Raw genomic sequence first — 20,628 nt, 5'->3', positions numbered from 1 at the left:
CGTTTTTATGAGTGTATGAGTCCGAAGGTATGAAAATAAAAAACTGGCTTGGATTTATTCTGTTATTTAGTTTTACCTTAAGCGTCGAGGCAAAGTCTGTACATATTGCTGTGGCAGCAAATTTTAGTCACACCATGCAAAGCCTAGTAACAGAGTTTGAGAAAACATCTGACTTTGAAATGGTTTTGTCTTTTGGCTCATCAGGAAAATTTTATGCGCAAATCAAGCAAGGGGCGCCATATGAATTATTTTTTTCCGCTGATCAGGCCAAGCCAAATGCTTTACATAAAGACAAACTCATTATTGATGCTAGCCGTTTTACTTATGCTATTGGTCGCCTAGCTGTGTGGAGTACCCACCCAGACTTAGTCAATAAAATTGAATCCACATTAAAGCTGGGCGCTTTTAATAGACTGGCGATCGCCAATCCTAAATTAGCGCCATATGGGGCCGCTACTTTGGAGGTACTCAATTATTTGGCATTAATCGACGCTACTCAGGCAAAATGGGTTCGAGGTGAAAATATCGCTCAAACCTACCAGTTTGTCAGTTCTGGCAACGCAGATTTAGGTTTTGTTGCTTTGTCGCAGTTGTTAGGGGTAAATAAAGAGACAAGGATAAAGAATGGCTCTTATTGGATAGTGCCCGACTCTATGCATCAACCTATTAAGCAAGATGTTGTGTTATTGCGATCTGCTGCAAGCAGCCAAGGAGCCAAAGCATTTTTAGAGTTTATGCATACAAATACAGCCCGAAGTATTATTAAACAATATGGGTATCTGGTCTCCAATAGTGAGCAATTGGGGCAAGGAATATGAGTTTAACCGATAGTGATTTAACGACTATCTGGTTGACGTTGCAACTTGCCACTACTGTTACAGTGTTATTACTGATATTCGCGACTCCCATTGCCTGGTGGTTAGCCAGAACCAACTCTTGGTTTAAAGGGCCAATAAGTGCATTGGTGGCCTTACCTCTGGTGTTACCTCCTACCGTTTTAGGTTTTTATTTATTGTTGGCCATGGGGCCAAATGGTGCAATAGGTCAGTTAACCCAAGCACTAGGACTCGGCACGTTTCCGTTTACGTTTTGGGGACTAGTGGTGGCCTCCATGGTGTATTCCATGCCTTTTGTGGTGCAACCTATTCAAAATGCAATTGAAGCTATTGGTAATCGACCATTGGAAGCTGCTGCGACGCTCGGCGCTGGTCCAATTGATCGATTCTTTACCGTAGTGCTTCCTTTAGCTAAGCCTGGTTTTATGACGGCATCTGTACTGGGATTTGCCCATACAGTAGGTGAATTTGGCATAGTATTGATGATAGGTGGCAGTATTCCAGGAGAAACCCGTGTTGTGTCTGTACAAATATATGACCATGTAGAGTCATTAGAGTATGCCCAAGCCCATGCTTTGTCAGGTGTCATGGTTGTCTTTTCTTTTGTGGTGCTGTTAGTGCTGTATACCTTTCAACACAAGCGTAAAGCAGTAGGTATGACTTATGGCCAATAAGGGAGAAATTGATAAAGGAATACAAGCGCGACTGCAATTAAGTTATGAACGGTCAACAAAAAATCACTTTGAGTTAGAGGTTGATATTGATATTCCTGGGCAAGGTGTCACCGCTATTTTTGGAGAATCAGGTTCGGGAAAAACGTCGTTATTACGCTGTATTGCAGGCCTAGAAAATGAGGTGGCGGGCAGTTTATGTGTTAACGGTGAAATGTGGCAAGACGTCAATCTATGGGTTCCGACTCATAAACGTAGTCTTGGGTATGTGTTTCAAGAGGCTTACCTATTTGCGCATTTAAGCGCCTTGGGAAATTTGCGATACGCTATTAAACGCAGTAATCAACCTGCGAATACTGAGTTATTTGAGCAAGTAGTGAATGTTATGGGTATTGAAGGCATATTGTCACAACTAACTGCGCAACTTTCGGGAGGTGAAAGACAAAGGGTGGCAATAGCCAGAGCCTTATTAAGTCAACCTAAATTGTTATTAATGGATGAGCCACTAGCTTCGTTAGATACGCCACGTAAACTTGAAATTTTGCCTTACTTAGAGCGTCTACGTAACAGTTTTAATATTCCTATAGTGTACGTCAGCCACGCAGTGGATGAAATTGTTCGTTTGGCTGATCATGCCGTGATTATGCAACAAGGAAAAGTCACGGCGCAAGGTGATATAACCCAACTGTTTTCTATAGCTGATTTACCCTTAGGTGTAAGTAATGAGGTAGGTGCTATTCTGGAATGCCAAGTTGTGGAAAGGGATACTAAATGGCATTTAATGCGGGTTGCTTTTGACGGAGGTGAGCTTTGGTTACCCAATGTTGAGGGCTCACACAACACTTCCCAAAGGGTACGTGTGCTTGCCAGTGACGTTAGCCTAACGTTAACGCCCCATAGTGATAGCAGTATTCTCAATGTGTTGTCAGGGCAAATAGTAGAAGTAGTCAATGACCAAGATCCCGCTATGGCATTAATCAGATTAAAAGTAGGGGGGAGTTATTTGTTAGCGAGATTAACGCAAAAGTCTTTACATAACTTGAACTTAGTTAATGGCAAAAGTATTTGGATACAAATTAAGTCTGCTGCAATAGTGCGTTAGATATAAACATTCCATTAAGCAAGGAAAATGAGCGTCGTTCGCTTCGCTACATAAAAGAATAGATTGTTAAAAGCTAAGTCTTTTTTTCTGCGTCCTACTTTTGGCAATGGTTAATCTTCTTTTTAGGTCAACGCAAGAAAAAACGGCCTCAAAAGAGGCCGTTTTTAAAAATGGTAAGCAGTTTTCTGTTTAACAAGAATGCTACTTACCAACCATGTTGAACGTGTCGCTGGCCGAAGCCAAGTTCGTTCTAGAACAATTCTTTGCGCTTAAATCCTGTCGTTCAGTGCAGCAACGATAGGTGATGCTTCTAAACCATTCTCAGAAGCCCAAGCTAATACAGTTTTGCCGTCTTTTTCTGGTGAGCTTAAGTCACCTTTAGGCATTTTTTTCACCATCAATGTACCTGTTTCAACAGCGTTATTTAACATGGCTGTGCGAATAAGGCTGTTACCGCCACAAGATACACCGGTGTAATAATCTTTCAGTTTTAATCTAAAATCAGACTGAACACGTTTCATTTTTTTACGTAGTTCGCCTTTGTCATCTGCTTTAACGATAGTACAGATATTTTGTAAAGCTTCGCCTACATCAGCTTGTGCGTTACCCGCAGTGAATAAAGAGATAGTAGCGATAGCGATAGAAGTTTTAACTATTTTCAACATGGTTAAGTTCCTCGTGGTTAAGTTTATTTTGCAGCCTTGCTGCGTTTCGATAGAGCTATTAAAACCTATCTAAATTGATTAAAAAATCTGCGGGGTGATACTTGGGTATGGGAAATGATAACTTGGATAAGAATTTCAGCGCGTTGTCTGTTTTATTGTTTTAAATGTAATTTAGTTAATCAGCCTACTTTATGTAATTGCTCGCAAAGTAGGCTGATTAAATTCAACTAGCTAGAAAATTTTCTTGGGTGTCTATCAGCTATTCTGGGTGAAAAGCTTGAGCAACCTGTGCAATTTGGTCTCGCATCCAAATATGAGCATCATCTAAATCAGCACTCATGTGCCAATATAAAAAGTATTCAAGTGGCGGCAGTTCAAATGGTAATTCATACATTGCCAAATCATAGTGTTTAGCAAGATGGTAGGGTAAACACGCAATCAAATCTGTTTTTACGAGAGTGGAAGGCACTGTCAAAAAGTGCTGGCTACGCATGACTACTTTGCGTTTTTCGCCGGCTTTGTCTAATGCTACGTCTATGGGGCCAGCTCCGGTTTTTCTATGGGATACATTGATATGACCAAGTTGTAAAAACTCATCCATATTTAACCCTTGAGCTAATGAGGGATGATTTTTACGTGCCAATACAACAAATCTATCTTGGGCTATTTTTTGTTTACATAAATGTTGGTCGCTAAAAGATGAAGCATCGGCGTAAAAGTCTAAATTTCCACTGGCCATGGCAGAGACAATATTTTTGCGTTCAATCTCGTAATTGGTGAGAGAAATTTTTGGAGCGCTTTTTTCTAATTGCCCCAGTAGCCGGGGGATAATACTTACTTCAAGTAAATCTCGGCAAGCAAAATTGAAGGTTTTTTCTGCCTTAAGTGGATCGAAAATATGACTTTCTTGCACACTTTTACGTAGTAATCCTAAGGCTTCCCTAGCGGGCCCTATTATGTTTTGCGCCACAGGGGTGGGTGTCATGCTGTGCCCTGTTCGCACAAACAAAGGATCGTTCAGCATTTCTCTTAAGCGGGCTAAAGAGTTGCTAACTGCTGGTTGCGTAATACACAGCACATCGGCAGCTTTAGTTAAGCTGCCGGCTGTGTAAATCGCATCAAATACAGCAAATAAGTTTAAATCAATACGGTGCAAATTCATAAACACTACCTTTACATTAAATCTGCAAACAGGATACGTTATTTATTAGTTAAATCAATGTTTAGGTATAGTTAATATTCATTACATTGATATATCAAAACTTGATAAGCTTAAGCAATATGAAATAAAAGGGGTAATCTTATGAATAAAAAATTATTAGATCTAACAATAGGTGAGCAGCTTCCAGTGGGAGATTGGATAAGCATCTCCCAAGCAGATATTGATTTGTTTGCTAAAGCAACAAATGATCATCAATGGATACATGTTGATCCAGAACGTTGCGAAAAAGAGAGCCCATTTGCGACAACTATTGCCCATGGGTATTTAACCGTGACTCTAATGCCAAATTCGCTGTACCAGTCAATTCAACCAGATCCCATTTACCAGTCGTTGCTGAATTATGGTGTAGACAAAATCAGATTTATTGAGCCTGTTCGTGTTAACGATAAGATAAGGTTTGTTTCAACTTTACTTAAGACTGAGCAAAAAGCGTCTGGGAAATTGTTTTATTTTGAAACCACGGCTGAGATTGAAGGCAGAAGCAAACCAGCCATGAAAGGGGTATTTTTAACCCTATTGGTGGGTGCTCAGTAAAAAATATACAAGAAAATAGTCGTAATACGTTTATTTAAATGAAACAAAAAATCTTCTGGTCTGACCATATAATATATAAATATTCACATATAAGTAACATTAAATTTACATAATGTGTTCCTCAACCTACTATCATTGTGGAGTGTCTAAAATATTGTTTTTCAGGCACTTAGGTAATAATAATATTATTGGAATTAAATAGCTCAATAATCTTTGTTTTGGTTATTGGGCGTATTCCGTCCAAATGATGGTTGTTTAATATCCGATAGCTCACCTATTGGGGACACATTATGCAAATGAAAACAAAATTATCTACCTTAGCTGTGGCCGTTTCTGCACAGCTATTGGTAGCGAGTAACATTGCTATAGCTCAAGAACAAGAAGTAAAAGAAGAACAAGCAATTGAATTAATTATGGTCACGGGCAGTTTTGTAAGGCGCAGTGAAAATTTTGAATCGCCATCACCTTTGGCTGTGGTTGATGCGGTTGCCATAGATTCAATCGGTGCAAAAAATATTAGTGATATTACCCAAACTCTCACTATTAATACTGGCGCACAAAATAATCCAGATGCATTTACTCAAAATGCAACAGCAGGCACATCCAACATTAACCTGAGAGGGTTAGGGGTTGCATCAACATTGATATTGCTTAATAACAAAAGGCAAGTTGTTAATGCTCAGCCAACTAATGACGGTCTGAATTTTGTTGATACCAGTTCACTAGTTCCTATGATTGCTATTGGTCGTATGGAGGTAGTGAAAGATGGTGCCTCGGCTCTTTATGGCTCTGATGCGGTAGCTGGTGTGGTTAACTTTATAACAAAGCAAGATTACGATGGGGCAAAATTAACTGCTGACTATCAAGATGGCGCTCATGGAGATAATAAAGAGTATGTTCTGCAAGGGCTTTGGGGAGCGACTAGCGATGATAGTAGTGTCTTAGCTGCAATTAGTTATACCAATCGATCTCCGTTGTTTATCTCTGATCGTCGTTTGAGCCGCCCACAAGATGACACTAGTGCTTTAGGGAATCCTGGAGCCTATTTTGTTCCGGCTTTTGGTAATATTCCTATTGTTGATCCAGGCTGTGAAGAATACGGTGGCACCTTAGACAGAAGAGCACCTGCGGGCACTATTCCTGGCCTTGAAATTGGCTTATGTGGTTTTGATTTTGGCCCTTATTATAGTTATGTTGCCGATGAAACCAGAGTGAATGCTTATGTTAAAGCGGATTACAATTTAACTGACGACATCACGTGGACGACAGAGATTAGTCTGGCGCGTAATCGCGCTGAACGTGGGGGGGCACCAAGCTTCCCTATATTAACTTCTCCTGTTGTGCCTGCTGACCACCCAGAAAATTTCTTAGGATTAGAAATGGCTTTTTTTGGTCGAGCTGAAGGTAATGGTTTTCAAGGTGACGCGGCAAATACAGAATCAGATACCTTTAGATTTAGCTCAATGCTGCAAGGTGAGTTAGATAACGGATTTTGGGAGGCGAGTTATACAACTGCGGTCAATGATTTCTTCTTTAAAGTACCAGATGTATTAAATACCGAATTTAACCTGGCTTTAAATGGGCTCGGAGGCTCGGGTTGTAACCCGTTAACAGGTACGCCTGGTGAAGGATTATGTGAATACTTCAATCCATTCTCAACTTCCTATTCTACAGCGCCTAATTCTCAATATGTAGTTGACTCTTTTACTGGTGAACAAACAATTGATTCTAAAGCGGAAATGCAAGTCGCTGAAGCCTTTGCTTCTTTCGATGTTTTTGAAATGTCTGGGGGCGCAGCTGGTCTTGCAGTTGGGATGCAATACCGCGAAGAAAAGTTATCGCAAGACTACGATGCATTAGCAAACCAAGATAGTTTTACCTTTGTTATTGGGAACCCGGACTTTTCTGGCGAATTAGATGTGTGGGCAATGTTTGGTGAATTAGCCTTACCTGTTACTGCAGATTTAGACGTACAAATAGCCTTACGTTACGAAGATTACGGCGGTAATATTGGTGATACAGTTGATCCTAAACTAGCCATGTCTTGGCGAGCCACTGATGACTTCTCGATTCGCGCATCAATATCTACTTCGTTTAGAGCGCCTACTGTATTCTTACTTAATGGTGGAGCCACGTCCTTACAACAATTAACTGATCCAGTTCAAGAAGCAAACGCATTTGCTGCAGTAAGAACCGCGGGTAATGAAGATCTTAAGCCTGAAGAATCAACTGCCTATAACCTAGGCTTTTCATTTGAGCCGGTCGATGATTGGTCAATTGAAGTCGATTATTGGAATTTTGAGTTTGAAAATTTAATCATTCAAGAAAATCCTCAAGCCTTGTTGACCGCAAATCCACAAGATACAACGCGTATTATTCGAGCGGGCGATCCTTTAACTGGACCACTTTTACAGGTAAATAATACTTATGTGAATGCGAGTTCGCTGGAAACATCGGGTCTAGATTTTGTCAGTAGTTACAAAATTAGCACTGAAATGGGAGATTTTTCACCTAATATCAATGCAACCTATATCACTAAATATGATTTAGATGATCCACAAGCTGGAAGTGTTGATGCCGCCGGACGTCGAAACTTTACTAACATAGGTGTGTCATCTCCAGAATTGCGCATGAACCTAGGTCTGAATTGGCAGCATGAATCTCATTCTGCCAATATATTTGTTCGTTATATCAGTAGTTATGATGATGATCAAAATTGCGCTGACGGAACCTTAAGTGTGTCGGGGTGTGCTGATGGATTTAAAGAAATAGAAAGCCATGTGACTATTGATATGCAATATAATGTCAATCTAGGCAGTATTTTTGAAACCAAAACAGATTACGTCTTGACCCTTGGTGGTATAAATATCACTGATGAAGATCCACCTCAGGTGTTCACCAACAGTGGGTTTGACTCTAAGGTTCATGATCCGCGTGGTCGTCAAATTTACGCACGATTGGCTGTAGAGTTTTAACTAATAGCGCAATCTTAGTTATTTAAGTTAACTCAAATCCCCAGTAAATCTGGGGATTTTTTTGTAAAGAAGTTGTTCCGAGCCTTCCTTTTGGTAATTTTGACCTTTATCTTTTTTTTATCTGTGTTTTGGACGATGATTTCTAAAAGACTCAACAAAGGAAACTAAACAATGGTAGAAAAACTTAATCATGAGCAAATCACTGAAGCTTTAATAAGCTTAAATCGAGAAAAAGAAGCGCTATCACATTGGCAAGTTTGTGAGGGAAAACTCGTTAAAAGTTTTAAATTTAAAAGTTTTATACGGGCTTTTGGTTGGATGTCACAAATCGCTATCTGGGCGGAAAAACTCAACCATCATCCAGAGTGGTTTAATGTATACAATAAGGTGGAAGTTAAACTTACGACTCATGATGTCGGTGGAATAAGCGAGTTAGATTTTAAACTTGCAGAAAAAATGGAGTTGTTTTTTAACTAAAAGTATCTAAGTACATTCTTAGCAAGTATCGAGAAGATTTGTGGCAAGTATACTCAAAGAAGTGGTCGTTGCTTAAATCAACGAATTGTACGGCATTTAACCGGTTAAACATGTTTTTGGTATTTATCTGTATTATCCCCTTGCGTGACAAAGTTTGCTATGTATAATACGCCCCACTTGAGGAGTGGAAGCAAACAATAACTTCCAACTCAAAGAAGATTTCAAGCGCGGGATGGAGCAGTCTGGTAGCTCGTCGGGCTCATAACCCGAAGGTCGTAGGTTCAAATCCTGCTCCCGCAACCACTTTTTAAAACTTGGCTTTTCGCCAGTTTTTTGTAACATTAGTGGACTAGGGTCCAGAAACAAATAACCCCGCTTGTACGGGGTTTTTTTGTACTTAAAGTTTTAGTTCTGTTTCTGGGCATTTGGCCCTTTTTTTGTTTTTGGAGCAATATTTTGTCGCAACTCGAACAAAAGCTGACGGATATGTTAACCGCACCTGTTGAAGCGTTAGGCTTTGAGATGGTGGGCGTAGAGTTTTTACGTGCAGGTAAACATTCGACGCTACGTATTTTTATTGATCATCCTGATGGTATTGGTGTTGAACATTGTGCCGAGGTAAGCCGTCAAGTCAGTGCTGTACTGGATGTTGAAGATCCAATCAGTACCGAATATAACTTAGAAGTCTCATCTCCAGGAATGGATAGGCCTTTATTTAAAGAAGCCCACTACCTTGAGTGTTTAGGTGAAGTTGTGACGCTTAAGTTAAGAATACCTATGGGTGATAGACGTAATTTTAAAGGAAAAGTGTTAGCCTGCGAATCCGGTAATCTAACATTAGAAATTGATAACCAAACCCATGTTTTGGCTATTGCGAATATAGAGAAAGGTAATCTAGTTCCATCTTTTGATTAAGGATAGCGACCTGACAAAAGCTGTCGGAAAAGAGTAATCAGTGAGGCAACAATGAATAAAGAAATTCTGTTAGTGGCTGAAGCCGTTTCAAACGAAAAACAGGTTCCAAGAGAAAAAATTTTCGAGGCGTTAGAATTTGCTATCGCCAGCGCCACCAAAAAGAAGAATGAAGGCGAAATCGAAGTACGCGTTAGTATTGATCGCGAAACGGGAAGTTTTGATACTTTTCGCCGTTGGTTAGTCGTGGCTGATGATCATGAGCAAGAAAATCCTATGGCAGAAATGTCATTGTCTGCTGCCCAGATGGATGAGCCAAATAAAGAAGTAGGTGAGTTTGTTGAAGAACAAATCGAATCTATCGCCTTTGACAGGATCACTACACAAACAGCAAAACAAGTTATTGTTCAGAAAGTACGTGAAGCTGAACGTGACCAAGTATTAGCTGAGTATGAAGATCGTGTTGGCGAATTAGTCACAGGTACAGTTAAAAAAGTGAATCGTGACAATGTCATCATTGACCTAGGTAATAATGCTGAAGGTGTTATTTACCGTGACGATATGTTGCCTCGTGAAACATTCCGTGCCGGCGACAGAGTACGTGGTTTACTGTATGTAATCCGTCCAGAAGCACGCGGTGCACAGCTATTTATTAGTCGTACACATCCAGATATGTTAGTGGAGTTATTCCGCATTGAAGTGCCAGAAATTGCCGAAGAGACTTTGGAAATTAAGGCCGCTGCACGGGATCCAGGCTCAAGAGCTAAAATTGCCGTTAAAACTAACGACAAACGTTTAGACCCTGTGGGGGCTTGTGTTGGTATGCGAGGATCACGTGTTCAAGCCGTTTCCGGCGAACTTAGTGGTGAGCGTGTTGATATTGTACTTTGGGATGATAACCCTGCACAGTTTGTGATTAATGCTATGGCACCAGCGGAAGTTGCTTCAATAGTGCTCGATGAAGACAAACATTCAATGGATGTGGCGGTTGAAGCAGATAATTTGGCACAAGCCATTGGTCGTAGTGGTCAAAACGTTAGATTAGCTAGTCAATTAACAGGCTGGGAATTAAACGTCATGACAGTAGAAGACTTATCTGCCAAACATGAAGAAGAAAACGCTAAGGTCTTAACAGTGTTTACTGCTGGTTTAGATATAGATGAAGATTTTGCTTCTATTTTGGTGGACGAAGGTTTCACTACACTTGAAGAAATAGCCTATGTGCCAATTAACGAGTTACTTGACATCGAAGGATTAGATGAAGAGATGGTTGAAGAGTTACGTAATCGTGCTCGTGCGACCTTAACGACTCGTGCATTAGCTACAGAAGAAACCCTTGAGGCTGCAGAGCCTAAAGAAGAGCTGTTAAATCTTGTGGGTATGGACAGACATGTTGCCTATACACTAGCAAGTCGCGGCATTACAGATCTTGAAGGCCTTGCAGAACAAGGTACCGATGAGATTTCAGATATAGAAGAATTAAGCGAAGAGAAAGCCGGTGAGTTAATCATGGCCGCTCGTAATATCGTTTGGTTCAACGAAGAATAGGTCAACAGGAGGAATTCCCATATGGCAGAAGTATCCATAGAAAAACTTGCCACTGATATAGGTACGACCGTTGACCGTTTGGTTCAGCAATTTAAAAGTGCCGGTATTGATAAAGTTGCCGGCAATGATGTAACTGAAGACGAAAAACGCATTTTATTAGACTTTTTAAGCAAGCAGCACGGTGGAACAGGTTCAGAAGCGCCTAAACGTATGACGTTACAGCGCAAAACAACTAGTACTTTGAGTGTCGGCAAGTCTAAAGCTGTGACCGTTGAAGTGCGCAAGAAACGTACTTACGTTAAACGTTCTGATGTTGAAGAAGCTAAAATGGCTGAAGAAGAAGCTAAACGGTTAGCCGAAGAACAACAAGCTAAGCTTGAAGCTGAAAAGCAAGCTGCTGAAAAAGCAAAATTAGCTGCTGAGGAAAAAATTCAAAAAGCCGCTGAAGCTAAAGCGAAAGCAGAGGCTGAACGTGTAGCCCGTGCTGAAAAAGCCAAAGAAGCGCGCGTTGCTGAAGAGTCAGCGTTAAGTCCAGAAGAAAAAGCAGAGCAAGAGCGTACTCGTGTAGAAGCCGAAAAGCTTCGCAAAACACAAGAAGAAGAAATTCAACGCAAGCTTGAAGAAGATGCTAAAAAGGCAGCACAAGAAGCTAAAAAATTAGCTGAAGAAAATTCTCGTCGCTGGAAAGAAGAAGAAGAACGTCGTAAGAAACAAGAAAAAGAAGAAGTGCACGTTCACTCAAATCGCTACGCGCAAGAAGCCGAAGATGCAGATGACATCAAAACAGAACTTGGTGGACGTAGACGTAAAAAATCTAAGAAAAATGCGGGTTCTGAATTGAAGCATGCCTTTAATAAACCAGCTCAGCCTGTTGAGCGAGTTGTTCGTTTAGGTGAAACTATCACAGTAAGTGAACTGGGTAGCAAATTAGCGATTAAAGCCACTGAAGTCATTAAAGCCCTAATGAAGATGGGTGAAATGGTGACAATTAACCACGTACTTGATCAAGAAACTGCTGTATTAGTAGTAGAAGAAATGGGTCATAAATACGAATTGGTTAACGATAATGCCCTTGAAGATGAGTTGATTGCTGACGCATCAGGTGGCAAGAAGTCTTCTCGTGCACCAGTAGTCACAATAATGGGTCACGTTGACCATGGTAAAACCTCATTGTTAGATTACATTCGTCGTGCAAAAGTTGCAGATGGTGAAGCCGGCGGTATTACGCAGCACATAGGCGCATATAGCGTTGAAACAGATAGTGGTCGTATCGCATTTCTAGATACGCCTGGACATGCCGCGTTTACTGCAATGCGAGCACGTGGTGCAGTAGCAACAGATATTGTTATTTTGGTTGTGGCTGCCGATGATGGTGTAATGCCACAAACAAAAGAAGCCGTACAACATGCAAAAGCTGCTGGTGTACCTTTAATTGTTGCTGTTAACAAAATTGATAAAGAAGCGGCCGACTTAGACAGAGTTAAAACTGAATTGTCGCAGCTGGAAGTGATTTCAGAAGAGTGGGGCGGTGAGCATCAATTCGTTAATGTTTCAGCCAAAACTGGCCAAGGTATTGATGAGTTATTAGAAGCAATTAGCTTACAAGCCGAAGTGTTAGACTTACAAGCTGTGCCTACAGGACCTGCTAAAGGTATTGTCATTGAATCCCGTCTAGATAAAGGTCGTGGACCTGTTGCCTCTGTGCTTATCCAAGAAGGTGAGCTTCGTGCTGGTGATATTATGTTGTGTGGTGAAGAATACGGACGTATTCGTGCCATGCGAGATGAAAATGGTAAAGATGTAAAAGTCGCAGGTCCGTCAACGCCAGTAGAAATACTAGGTTTATCAGGTGTACCTATTGCTGGTGAAACTGCCATAGTGGTGCAAGACGAGCGTAAAGCCCGTGAAGTAGCCACTAAACGTCATACTAAGCAACGAGAATTAAAATTAGCTAAACAACAGAAAGCTAAACTTGAAAACATGTTTGCCAATATGGAAGCGGGCGATGTTAGCGAGTTAAATGTGGTACTTAAAGCCGATGTTCAAGGTTCTGTTCAAGCTATATCTGAATCTTTGACTAAATTGTCAACTGATGAAGTGAAAGTCAATATTGTTGGTAGCGGTGTAGGTGGAATTACTGAAACCGACGCTAGTTTAGCTGCCGCTTCAGGCGCAATTGTGGTTGGTTTTAACGTTCGTGCTGACGCTTCTGCTCGTAAAGTAATAGATACAGAAGAGATTGACTTACGTTACTACAGCATTATTTATCAATTGATTGATGAAGTGAAACAAGCCATGAGTGGCATGTTAGCACCTGAATTCAGACAAGAGATTATCGGTTTAGCTGAAGTACGTGATGTGTTCAAATCGCCTAAAATTGGTGCTATCGCTGGTTGTATGGTGACTGAAGGTATCGTTAAACGTAGCAGTCCTATCCGCGTATTACGTGACAACGTAGTAATTTACGAAGGTGAACTAGAATCACTTAGACGCTTCAAAGACGATGTACAAGAAGTCCGTAACGGGGTGGAATGTGGTATTGGTGTGAAGAACTATAATGATGTTAAAGCTGGCGACCAAATCGAAGTATTTGAAACCGTTGAAGTTAAGCGCGAACTATAACATTTATAGGTTTAACAAGTTTTAATTACAGTTGAATAAACGGGGGCTTCGGCCTCCGTTTTGTTTGCAAAAGACACGTGAGTGTTGGGAGAAACAACAAATGGCAAGAGAATTTTCTAGGACCGACCGAGTCGGCCAACAAATTCATAAAGAAATCGCCAGCATTTTACAGAATGAATTTAAGAACCGAGATCCTCGCCTTGGTATGGTTACCGTAGCGGGTGTTGAAGTATCACGAGATTTAGCCCACGCAAAAATCTATGTGACATTCTTTGAAAATGACGAAGAACAAGTTAAACATTATTTAGCTATTCTTGAAGACAACAAAGGATTTATTCGCACATTGTTAGCCAGTCGTATGCGTATGCGAGCAGTACCTGCAGTAAAATTTGTTCGAGATGGCTCATTGGCTGAAGGTATACGAATTGCTAATTTAGTAAGTGAAACCTTAAATAAAGACGCCGAGCGGGCAAAATTAGCAGGTCGTTCACTTGACGATCAAGAGTCAGATGAAGGTAAGCAAAAGTAGTTGTTATGGCCAGAAAAAGAAAAGGTCGTGCCGTTAACGGCATTTTACTGTTGGATAAAGGCTTAGGACTGTCATCTAACCACGCATTACAACAAGTTAAACGTATGTTCAACGCAGCAAAAGCGGGGCATACCGGTGCGTTAGATCCGCTAGCGACTGGGATGTTGCCGATTTGTTTAGGTGAGGCGACAAAATTCTCACAGTTTTTATTGGATACAGATAAAACTTATCAGGTTACCGCTAAACTTGGGGTGCGCACCACTACGTCAGATGCCGATGGTGAGGTGGTTGAAACACACCCCGTCAATGTAACTGAAGCAGAGTTGATTGCCGCCTGTGAACAGTTTAAAGGGCCTATTAAGCAAGTGCCTTCTATGTTCTCCGCCTTAAAACATCAAGGTAAACCACTGTATTTTTATGCCCGTCAAGGTATCGATATACCAAGGGAAGCCAGAGATATCACAATATTTAGTTTATCCATTGACAGATTTGAAACGGATGAAGTGGATATGACTGTACACAGTAGTAAAGGTACTTATATTCGTTCTTTGGTGGATGATCTTGGGCAGGTATTGGGATGTGGTGCTTATGTGAGTAAGTTGCATCGTACCCAAGTGACAGATTACCCAGCCGATAGAATGATAACAATGGCGTCATTGCAAGCGCTCAGAGACGAAATTGACAACGACACCGCAGATTTATTAGATGACCAAACTTTTACTGTATTGGATCAGTTATTAATGCCGATGGATTCTGCCGTTAAAACACTTGAATCGGTTACAGTAGAACAAATTGCCGAAGGCTTTTTTAGAAATGGTAATCCAGTGAATTTTATTGGCTCGACTGAATATGCTGAAAATTCATTAATTCGTGTGTATAGCAAGGACAGTGGCTTGTTTTTAGGAGTTGGTTTTATAGATCCTGACGGTAAAGTTGCCCCTAAACGCTCCGTTGTTTACGGCTAATTATTTAGATTTTGTATAAGTGTGATATTTGCCGATATAAAACTTGTTATTAAGTTTAGCGTCGCTATAATACGCGCTCTTTTTTGACTCGCTGAATTAGTGATTGGCGGGTTGTATCTTTAAACTCTTATTTATTGGAGAAAATTATGTCACTAAGTACACAAGAAACGGCAACAATCATTGCTGAATATGCGGTTAAAGAAGGCGATACAGGTTCTCCTGAAGTGCAAGTCGCTTTGTTAACTAGCAACATCAATAAATTACAAGGTCACTTTGCGGATCATAAGAAAGACCACCACTCACGTCGTGGACTGCTTCGCATGGTTAGCCAACGTCGTAAGTTACTTGATTACCTTAAAGGTAAAAACACCGAACGTTATCAAGATCTTATTAAACGTTTAGGCCTACGTCGTTAATCGACTTAAGCTTACAAAAAAGACGCGAAAGCGTCTTTTTTTATGTCTGAGAGAAAAGGTGCAAAATAGATGACTAGGGCGCGATTAGAGCTTCGATTGTTTAAGATGTCTAATTTAGTTTTACCCTAAGTCCTGACGCTTAACGACATTGAATTTTATCTGAGAAAGGATTTAAAACGCTTAAGCTAGACTAGTAAATACTAAAGGGAGGTGGCTAGACTTTACTCAAAAAACGAGGAAACTTGTTAATCAACGATAAAAGTTCGCTGATTCGTTTTATTTAACGGCTGGCCAGGTCGCTTTCTGCTTCTGAGAAATTCCACTCTATATGCTCTTGCATTGCTTCACGGGATAGTTCGTTCAGTAGCATTTTCATTTCGTTGTCAGACAGCTGGTCTTCTGCCATCAGTGCTTGTACCTTTAGATAAAGCTGTAACATACTTTCAAAACCTGCGGTAGACGCTTGATAATTCGCTAACTCTATCCATAGCGCAATAACCCCACCAAGCATGACTAGAAACTGAACAGCTAACATAATAAGATAATTCCATTGGCACCAAAATCCTAAAACTATCTTGCTCGAAGAGTCAATAACCTTACAGCTGCTTACAGTACTGGTTAAAGAAAAGTCAGGATTGGCAACTAGCAATGTAATTTGCATTGTCAGCATCCCTAACCCAATTGCTAATGCGAAACTGAATAAAATTTTTGAAATTCCTGAAAATCTTTTCATTGCCATCTTAGGATGGGCATGCAACCACGACGGAGATTCTTTTAATGAAAGCGGTGTATCTACCAGCTTACGTTCAAGGTAATTTATTTGGTCATCAACCCAGTATTTCTTTATATCTGCAATATTCAGGTCGATGTTCTTTTGCCACCATATCATCTCTGCAACTGAAATAGCTTGAGTGACGATAGGAAAAATAGCGCGGTAGCGTCTTGGCATCATTGGTTTTGTTGTGGGCGGAACACCTCCCAAATTTAAAAAACACCGTAATCGAAGGGCTTCGGCGACCATCCGATTTAATTGATAGTGCCACTTGTGTTTGGCTTTTTTCGACCAGTAAATAAGCAAAGCGGATGTTGCAACAAAGAGTAAAATAAGCAATGTAATTCCGATCCCCGCTGCAGTATTGAGCAGGTTTGATACTATCTCATAGCCCATCAAGCCAATAAAAGCGGTGAACATGAACCATTTTATTTGCGTGCGATAACGTTTCTGCGCAGTTAGGGCGGCTAAATCAGCTTCTGCGAATATTCCTGCCACTTCCCCAAGCCCTTTTTCATTAACAGGATCAACCGGTGAAGCAGTAATAGGTTGGCGGCTATTAAAGTGTTTAAGTTGATGAATTAATGCCGAAAATTCTTGGCGAAGGGATTTCAATAATGCTGAATGTTTAGACGAGGTACAGTCGTGGCAAACATAAAGAGAGGTTGCCGCATTATTTTCTTCAGTTTCAAAATGCCGAAAGGTGGCGGTGATAGGCTCACCGCTATGTTCACTTTGGCGTGTGACGTGAATATGTTCGACTAAGCCGCCATTTTGACCATCAAAACGGCTGACATTGCGCAGACTAGGGTGGATAAAATTTTCTGCGGAGTGCGTCATACCACACTTCATTTTTACCACATCTGCCGTGCCGCCTTGGCTGTCCGTATCCTGCCCATCCCAAACCGCTATCAATACATTACTATAACGACTTAAGAATGCGCCCTGATTTAAATAAAGGGTATTTCGTAGCTGACCATAATTCAGATCATGATAGGCGTAATCAAGATCTTCTGCTGCCAGCTCAGGCGTGACTACAATTAAATTGTGTAGATATTTATTTAGATAATACTCGCAACATACCTGACTTTCGTGATCAGCCTCAGAAAAATCTTTTAAAAAATGCTCGCGGGGCATGGGCAAAACAGGAATAACATCGGTATTTAAACTGTTCCATTGGACTGATTCTTCCATTAGTGACTCAATGGCTTCTATAGCGAGCAAATCTGGGCCAACTGCCATACCTGTCATTAGCCATATAGGCGTGTCGTTACCGACTTCTTTACGCCATCTTTGTAAAGTAAGCTTGATTTTTTCGGTCAGCTTGATGGGGTCGAGTTGACCTTGTTTATCTTGAACTTGTGCGTCCCGATGGCCGGTAATACCAAGCAGTAGTGGAAGTTTTCTACTCATTACTTAAAAGGGACTTTATATACTAGTGGTTTTGATGATGTTCCATCTGTCCAATCTATTCTTATAAATAGAGGGCTGACAGGCCATGTGTAGTGAAAAATAGAGGAGGTGCGCGTGTCTTGGCGCTGCTTCCACGTGGTATTGACGTTAATTTCAGACGATTTCTCAAGTCGTTGCAGTAGTGTTGTGCCACGAACATTAACCGGTGTACCAAATGACAGCGTACTCTTTGGCTTGTTAGCATTTTTAGCTTTTTCTTTGTTATATAATGGCTGACGGAGTAATTCCATATGCGCTATCAGCGGAGCCAAATCATCCTTACTGATAGAGAGCATCTGCCTAGCATCCAGACCAACATAAATGTCTTTAATGAGGTCTATATCTTCTTGGTTAGCCTGAAGCCAAACAAAGCTGCATCCCCACTCGTTGCAACCAATAAGTGATTCTGGCTTGGCTTTAATTTTGGTGAGACGTGCATTTGATATCGCCTTTTTTTGTTCAAACTGATAGCGATATGTGGCTTTGTTCCCGTTGTTTGAATAGTAGGTCAGGCTAATATTGTCTGCCGCTTCAATATCCGAAAAACTAATATCTTTAGTATGATAAAAACCGTTTGTACTTAACATTTCGTTGTCAATTCCTGGATATTGACTCCAGATTATTTTGCTAAAGTACTCGTTAGTCACTGGGGCCAATATACCGAAAAATCGATTCATTGCATTGGTCAAAAAAAGTGCTGGTGCGTTTATGTCATTGCTGTGTAGTCTGCGAGCGTTCGAAGCATTAACGTCCACACCAGTTTCTTTTACGTTACTAATATCACCATCGGCAAAAATAAATTGATAGAAGAGGTTTTTCCCGAGCCGTGGTAGGAAAATTGTCATTTGACCCTTTTCATTGGTCGTCACGGCAAGATCACCTTTAGCTTCTAAAGGATCCAAGAATAAAATGTTGTTGAGTTTATTTGCACTAAATCCAAAGGTCATTTTACTAACCACCGGTTGTAGGCTGGTCAGTGTTTCTATTTGGGTTAAACTGCCAACGTGGCAAAGCATGAATCCCGAAGCGTAATTCATTGATGCATTACATTTTAATAATGACGAGTTTTTCAGTTTTTCTTTTAATTGTGTAATGTCTTTGAATTTACCTTCTTCGATAATTCGTTTAATTTGTGGTGTTGAAAATGTCATCTCGTCACTTCTACTGCCATCCTCTAAGTCACGCAGAGTGACAGCAACTTCTGAAGCAGCAGGCAGGCTTTCATCTATTTTTACTTTAGTGTTCAGCAATGATTGAATGGACGTGTTTTGTTGCCCGTTGTCAAAATCAAAAGTCACTTCGAACTGTTTTGTGTTAATTGCGGGGCTCATCATTAGCCCTCTTAGCCCATCTAATTGAAGTGTAATAGAGCCGCCGCTGTATGCCCTAGTTACTTTGATATTGAAGTGGCTGGTTTCCAATTCACTTAACGAAGACAGTGGTGTTGGCAAATCCGGCTGTGATTGTCTTTGGCTGATAAAATAAAAAGCGAACAATAACAATATAGCTGTTGATACCACAGCGAGAACATTTTTAAGGATAAATCGACTAATGTGCTGAAATAAAGTGGGACCATCAATAGGCCCTGTAACTATAGTGGTATTATTAATCTCAGCGACAATGGCTTCTAATTTTTGCGGATAATCCGCAGTCCAGTTATCGACCCAATGTGGAAGCCCAAGGAAAAGTTCGAGGGAACGTGGTACAGATATTTCTTCCAATCGGATTGTGAAAATTTTACGGTTATAACTGGTGGCGCGCTCTACTTCTCGCTTAACATAGATTGAGCGTTCTACGTGTTCCGATAGCAGTAAAATAAGGCTTTTAGAGTTTATCACGCCTTCGATTATTTCTTCGGAATAGTCTCTGCTGGGACGCACATTACGTGAAGCAATCCAACAAGTTAAACCTCTACTTTCTAAAAATGCACAAAGTTCATCGGCTTCTTGTTGATTCTGCGAAGCGTAACTTATAAAAGCATCGTAAGTAGGTTGTTCGGTTGGCTTGATTGACATACTGCTTCCATTCGCTGATAAGGTTTTCTCAAAGTCTTTCATTTTGCATACCAATATACAATCTATTTCTTGTCCACTGAAAAATAGGTTTGGTTGAATGCCGATAATTACCAATGTTTTCATTATAATAAAACAGTAAAAGTATTGTAAAACAATGCCTTACAACAAATTGCATTGGATTTTAGCTAGCCAAAATCCATCTTTAATGGTTCAGGGACTGCTTTCCCGCCTTCAAAAACTTTTGTAAATAAAGTTATTTTTTACTGCTGAAAATAGTAATTGGCTTAATGGAAATCGAAACTACAAACATTTGGATGTTGGAGTTAAGCGGGGGATTTAAGTTCTACTTCTTAAAAGAAGAACAATTTTTAACTTACACAATTACGCATTCATGATGATCGGCATCTTAACTTTTCTAAAATTGTTCTTGAATTATTCCACCTTGCTTCTTACTCCTACATGGTGGTCGCTTATCGGGTTGTTGTGTTTTCTAAGAATCTAGTTTCACCTAATTAAGAGCGCTATTTTTAATATTGATGAATATCTATTTATCAATATTACTATAAGGATGGTGTGTTTTATCCCGCAAATGATTGACGTGGAATACCAATGATTTTTAAGATAATGCCAGTATAGGAGGGCATCTGCCTTGGTGGGGGGATTTAGTGCGCTGCTACATTTTGATAAAGACACTTATTAGTTTGTGCTATTGATATAAAATTCTAGCTCAATGTTGACTCATTTTCTGCCGTTATTTGTTTACACTTATTTTACAATTGAGAGGTGTAATGAAAGATAACTACTGATTCCATCTTAATATTGTCTTGTTATTCATTTATGTAAAGACTTTATGCACCATTGGTAATACCAATTTTTTAATTTTTTAGAGTAAAAAAGTTAATTTCAAGGCCAAAC

The 20,628-nt window shown here is 40.3% G+C and carries 16 protein-coding genes and 1 tRNA gene; 13 read left to right on the top strand and 4 right to left on the bottom strand.

Annotation, left to right across the window (positions count from 1 at the left end):
* The first annotated feature begins 29 nt into the window (after nt 1-29).
* From modA to modC, 3 genes are read left to right on the top strand one after another with little or no spacing between them, the layout of a single operon-like run.
* Complete coding sequence (gene modA / locus AAC000_RS16945; protein WP_339724300.1) at nt 30-818, top strand: molybdate ABC transporter substrate-binding protein; 789 nt, start codon at nt 30-32, stop codon at nt 816-818.
* The gene (gene modB, locus AAC000_RS16940) at nt 815-1,510 is read left to right on the top strand and encodes a molybdate ABC transporter permease subunit (protein WP_339724299.1); all 696 of its coding nucleotides are present in this window, start codon (nt 815-817) and stop codon (nt 1,508-1,510) included. Before modA ends, modB begins: the two co-directional genes overlap by 4 nt.
* Nucleotides 1,500-2,609: a molybdenum ABC transporter ATP-binding protein gene (modC, locus tag AAC000_RS16935; protein WP_339724298.1), complete on the top strand. Its 1,110-nt coding sequence runs from the start codon at nt 1,500-1,502 to the stop codon at nt 2,607-2,609. Before modB ends, modC begins: the two co-directional genes overlap by 11 nt.
* 269 nt (nt 2,610-2,878) lie before the next feature.
* On the opposite strand, the gene AAC000_RS16930 is transcribed toward modC, so the two are convergent.
* Nucleotides 2,879-3,274, bottom strand: a complete 396-nt coding sequence (locus AAC000_RS16930) for a DUF3718 domain-containing protein (protein ID WP_339721769.1) — start codon at nt 3,272-3,274, stop codon at nt 2,879-2,881.
* 259 nt (nt 3,275-3,533) lie between these two features.
* Nucleotides 3,534-4,436, bottom strand: coding sequence for a LysR family transcriptional regulator (locus AAC000_RS16925; protein WP_339724296.1), 903 nt, complete (start codon nt 4,434-4,436; stop codon nt 3,534-3,536).
* Nucleotides 4,437-4,577: 141 nt separating this feature from the next.
* On the opposite strand from AAC000_RS16925, the gene AAC000_RS16920 reads away from it, so the two are divergent.
* The 10 genes from AAC000_RS16920 (at nt 4,578) to rpsO (ending at nt 15,474) form a co-directional block, all read left to right on the top strand.
* Nucleotides 4,578-5,030, top strand: coding sequence for a MaoC family dehydratase (locus AAC000_RS16920; RefSeq protein ID WP_339724294.1), 453 nt, complete (start codon nt 4,578-4,580; stop codon nt 5,028-5,030).
* 290 nt (nt 5,031-5,320) lie between these two features.
* Nucleotides 5,321-8,005 (top strand): TonB-dependent receptor, encoded by a 2,685-nt coding sequence (locus tag AAC000_RS16915; protein WP_339724292.1) that lies wholly within the window; start codon nt 5,321-5,323, stop codon nt 8,003-8,005.
* A 171-nt stretch (nt 8,006-8,176) separates the two neighbouring features.
* Entirely contained in the window at nt 8,177-8,482 is a 306-nt protein-coding gene (locus AAC000_RS16910) for a 4a-hydroxytetrahydrobiopterin dehydratase (RefSeq protein WP_339724290.1), read from the top strand.
* 226 nt (nt 8,483-8,708) lie between these two features.
* Nucleotides 8,709-8,785 (top strand) — tRNA-Met (locus AAC000_RS16905).
* Between the two features lie 153 nt (nt 8,786-8,938).
* The gene (gene rimP, locus AAC000_RS16900; protein WP_339724288.1) at nt 8,939-9,397 is read left to right on the top strand and encodes a ribosome maturation factor RimP; all 459 of its coding nucleotides are present in this window, start codon (nt 8,939-8,941) and stop codon (nt 9,395-9,397) included.
* A 51-nt stretch (nt 9,398-9,448) separates the two neighbouring features.
* Entirely contained in the window at nt 9,449-10,942 is a 1,494-nt protein-coding gene (nusA, locus tag AAC000_RS16895) for a transcription termination factor NusA (RefSeq protein ID WP_339724286.1), read from the top strand.
* Between the two features lie 21 nt (nt 10,943-10,963).
* The gene (gene infB / locus AAC000_RS16890) at nt 10,964-13,564 is read left to right on the top strand and encodes a translation initiation factor IF-2 (RefSeq protein WP_339724284.1); all 2,601 of its coding nucleotides are present in this window, start codon (nt 10,964-10,966) and stop codon (nt 13,562-13,564) included.
* 100 nt (nt 13,565-13,664) lie between these two features.
* The gene (rbfA, locus tag AAC000_RS16885; RefSeq protein WP_339724282.1) at nt 13,665-14,093 is read left to right on the top strand and encodes a 30S ribosome-binding factor RbfA; all 429 of its coding nucleotides are present in this window, start codon (nt 13,665-13,667) and stop codon (nt 14,091-14,093) included.
* A gap of 5 nt (nt 14,094-14,098) precedes the next feature.
* On the top strand, nt 14,099-15,058 hold the full coding sequence (truB, locus tag AAC000_RS16880; protein ID WP_339724281.1) for a tRNA pseudouridine(55) synthase TruB: 960 nt from the start codon (nt 14,099-14,101) through the stop codon (nt 15,056-15,058).
* Nucleotides 15,059-15,204: 146 nt separating this feature from the next.
* Nucleotides 15,205-15,474, top strand: a complete 270-nt coding sequence (gene rpsO, locus AAC000_RS16875) for a 30S ribosomal protein S15 (protein WP_339724280.1) — start codon at nt 15,205-15,207, stop codon at nt 15,472-15,474.
* Between the two features lie 280 nt (nt 15,475-15,754).
* Here rpsO and AAC000_RS16870 read toward each other — a convergent pair whose 3' ends face one another.
* Nucleotides 15,755-17,659: a hypothetical protein gene (locus AAC000_RS16870; protein WP_339724279.1), complete on the bottom strand. Its 1,905-nt coding sequence runs from the start codon at nt 17,657-17,659 to the stop codon at nt 15,755-15,757.
* On the bottom strand, nt 17,659-19,755 hold the full coding sequence (locus AAC000_RS16865; RefSeq protein WP_339724277.1) for a toll/interleukin-1 receptor domain-containing protein: 2,097 nt from the start codon (nt 19,753-19,755) through the stop codon (nt 17,659-17,661). Before AAC000_RS16865 ends, AAC000_RS16870 begins: the two co-directional genes overlap by 1 nt.
* Nucleotides 19,756-20,628 lie beyond the last annotated feature (873 nt).

The sequence above is a fragment of the uncultured Paraglaciecola sp. genome, assembly GCF_963977085.1.
Lineage (GTDB): Bacteria > Pseudomonadota > Gammaproteobacteria > Enterobacterales > Alteromonadaceae > Paraglaciecola.
The sequence above is the reverse complement of the archived record's forward strand: the minus strand, read 5'-3'. Positions and strand labels throughout refer to the sequence as shown.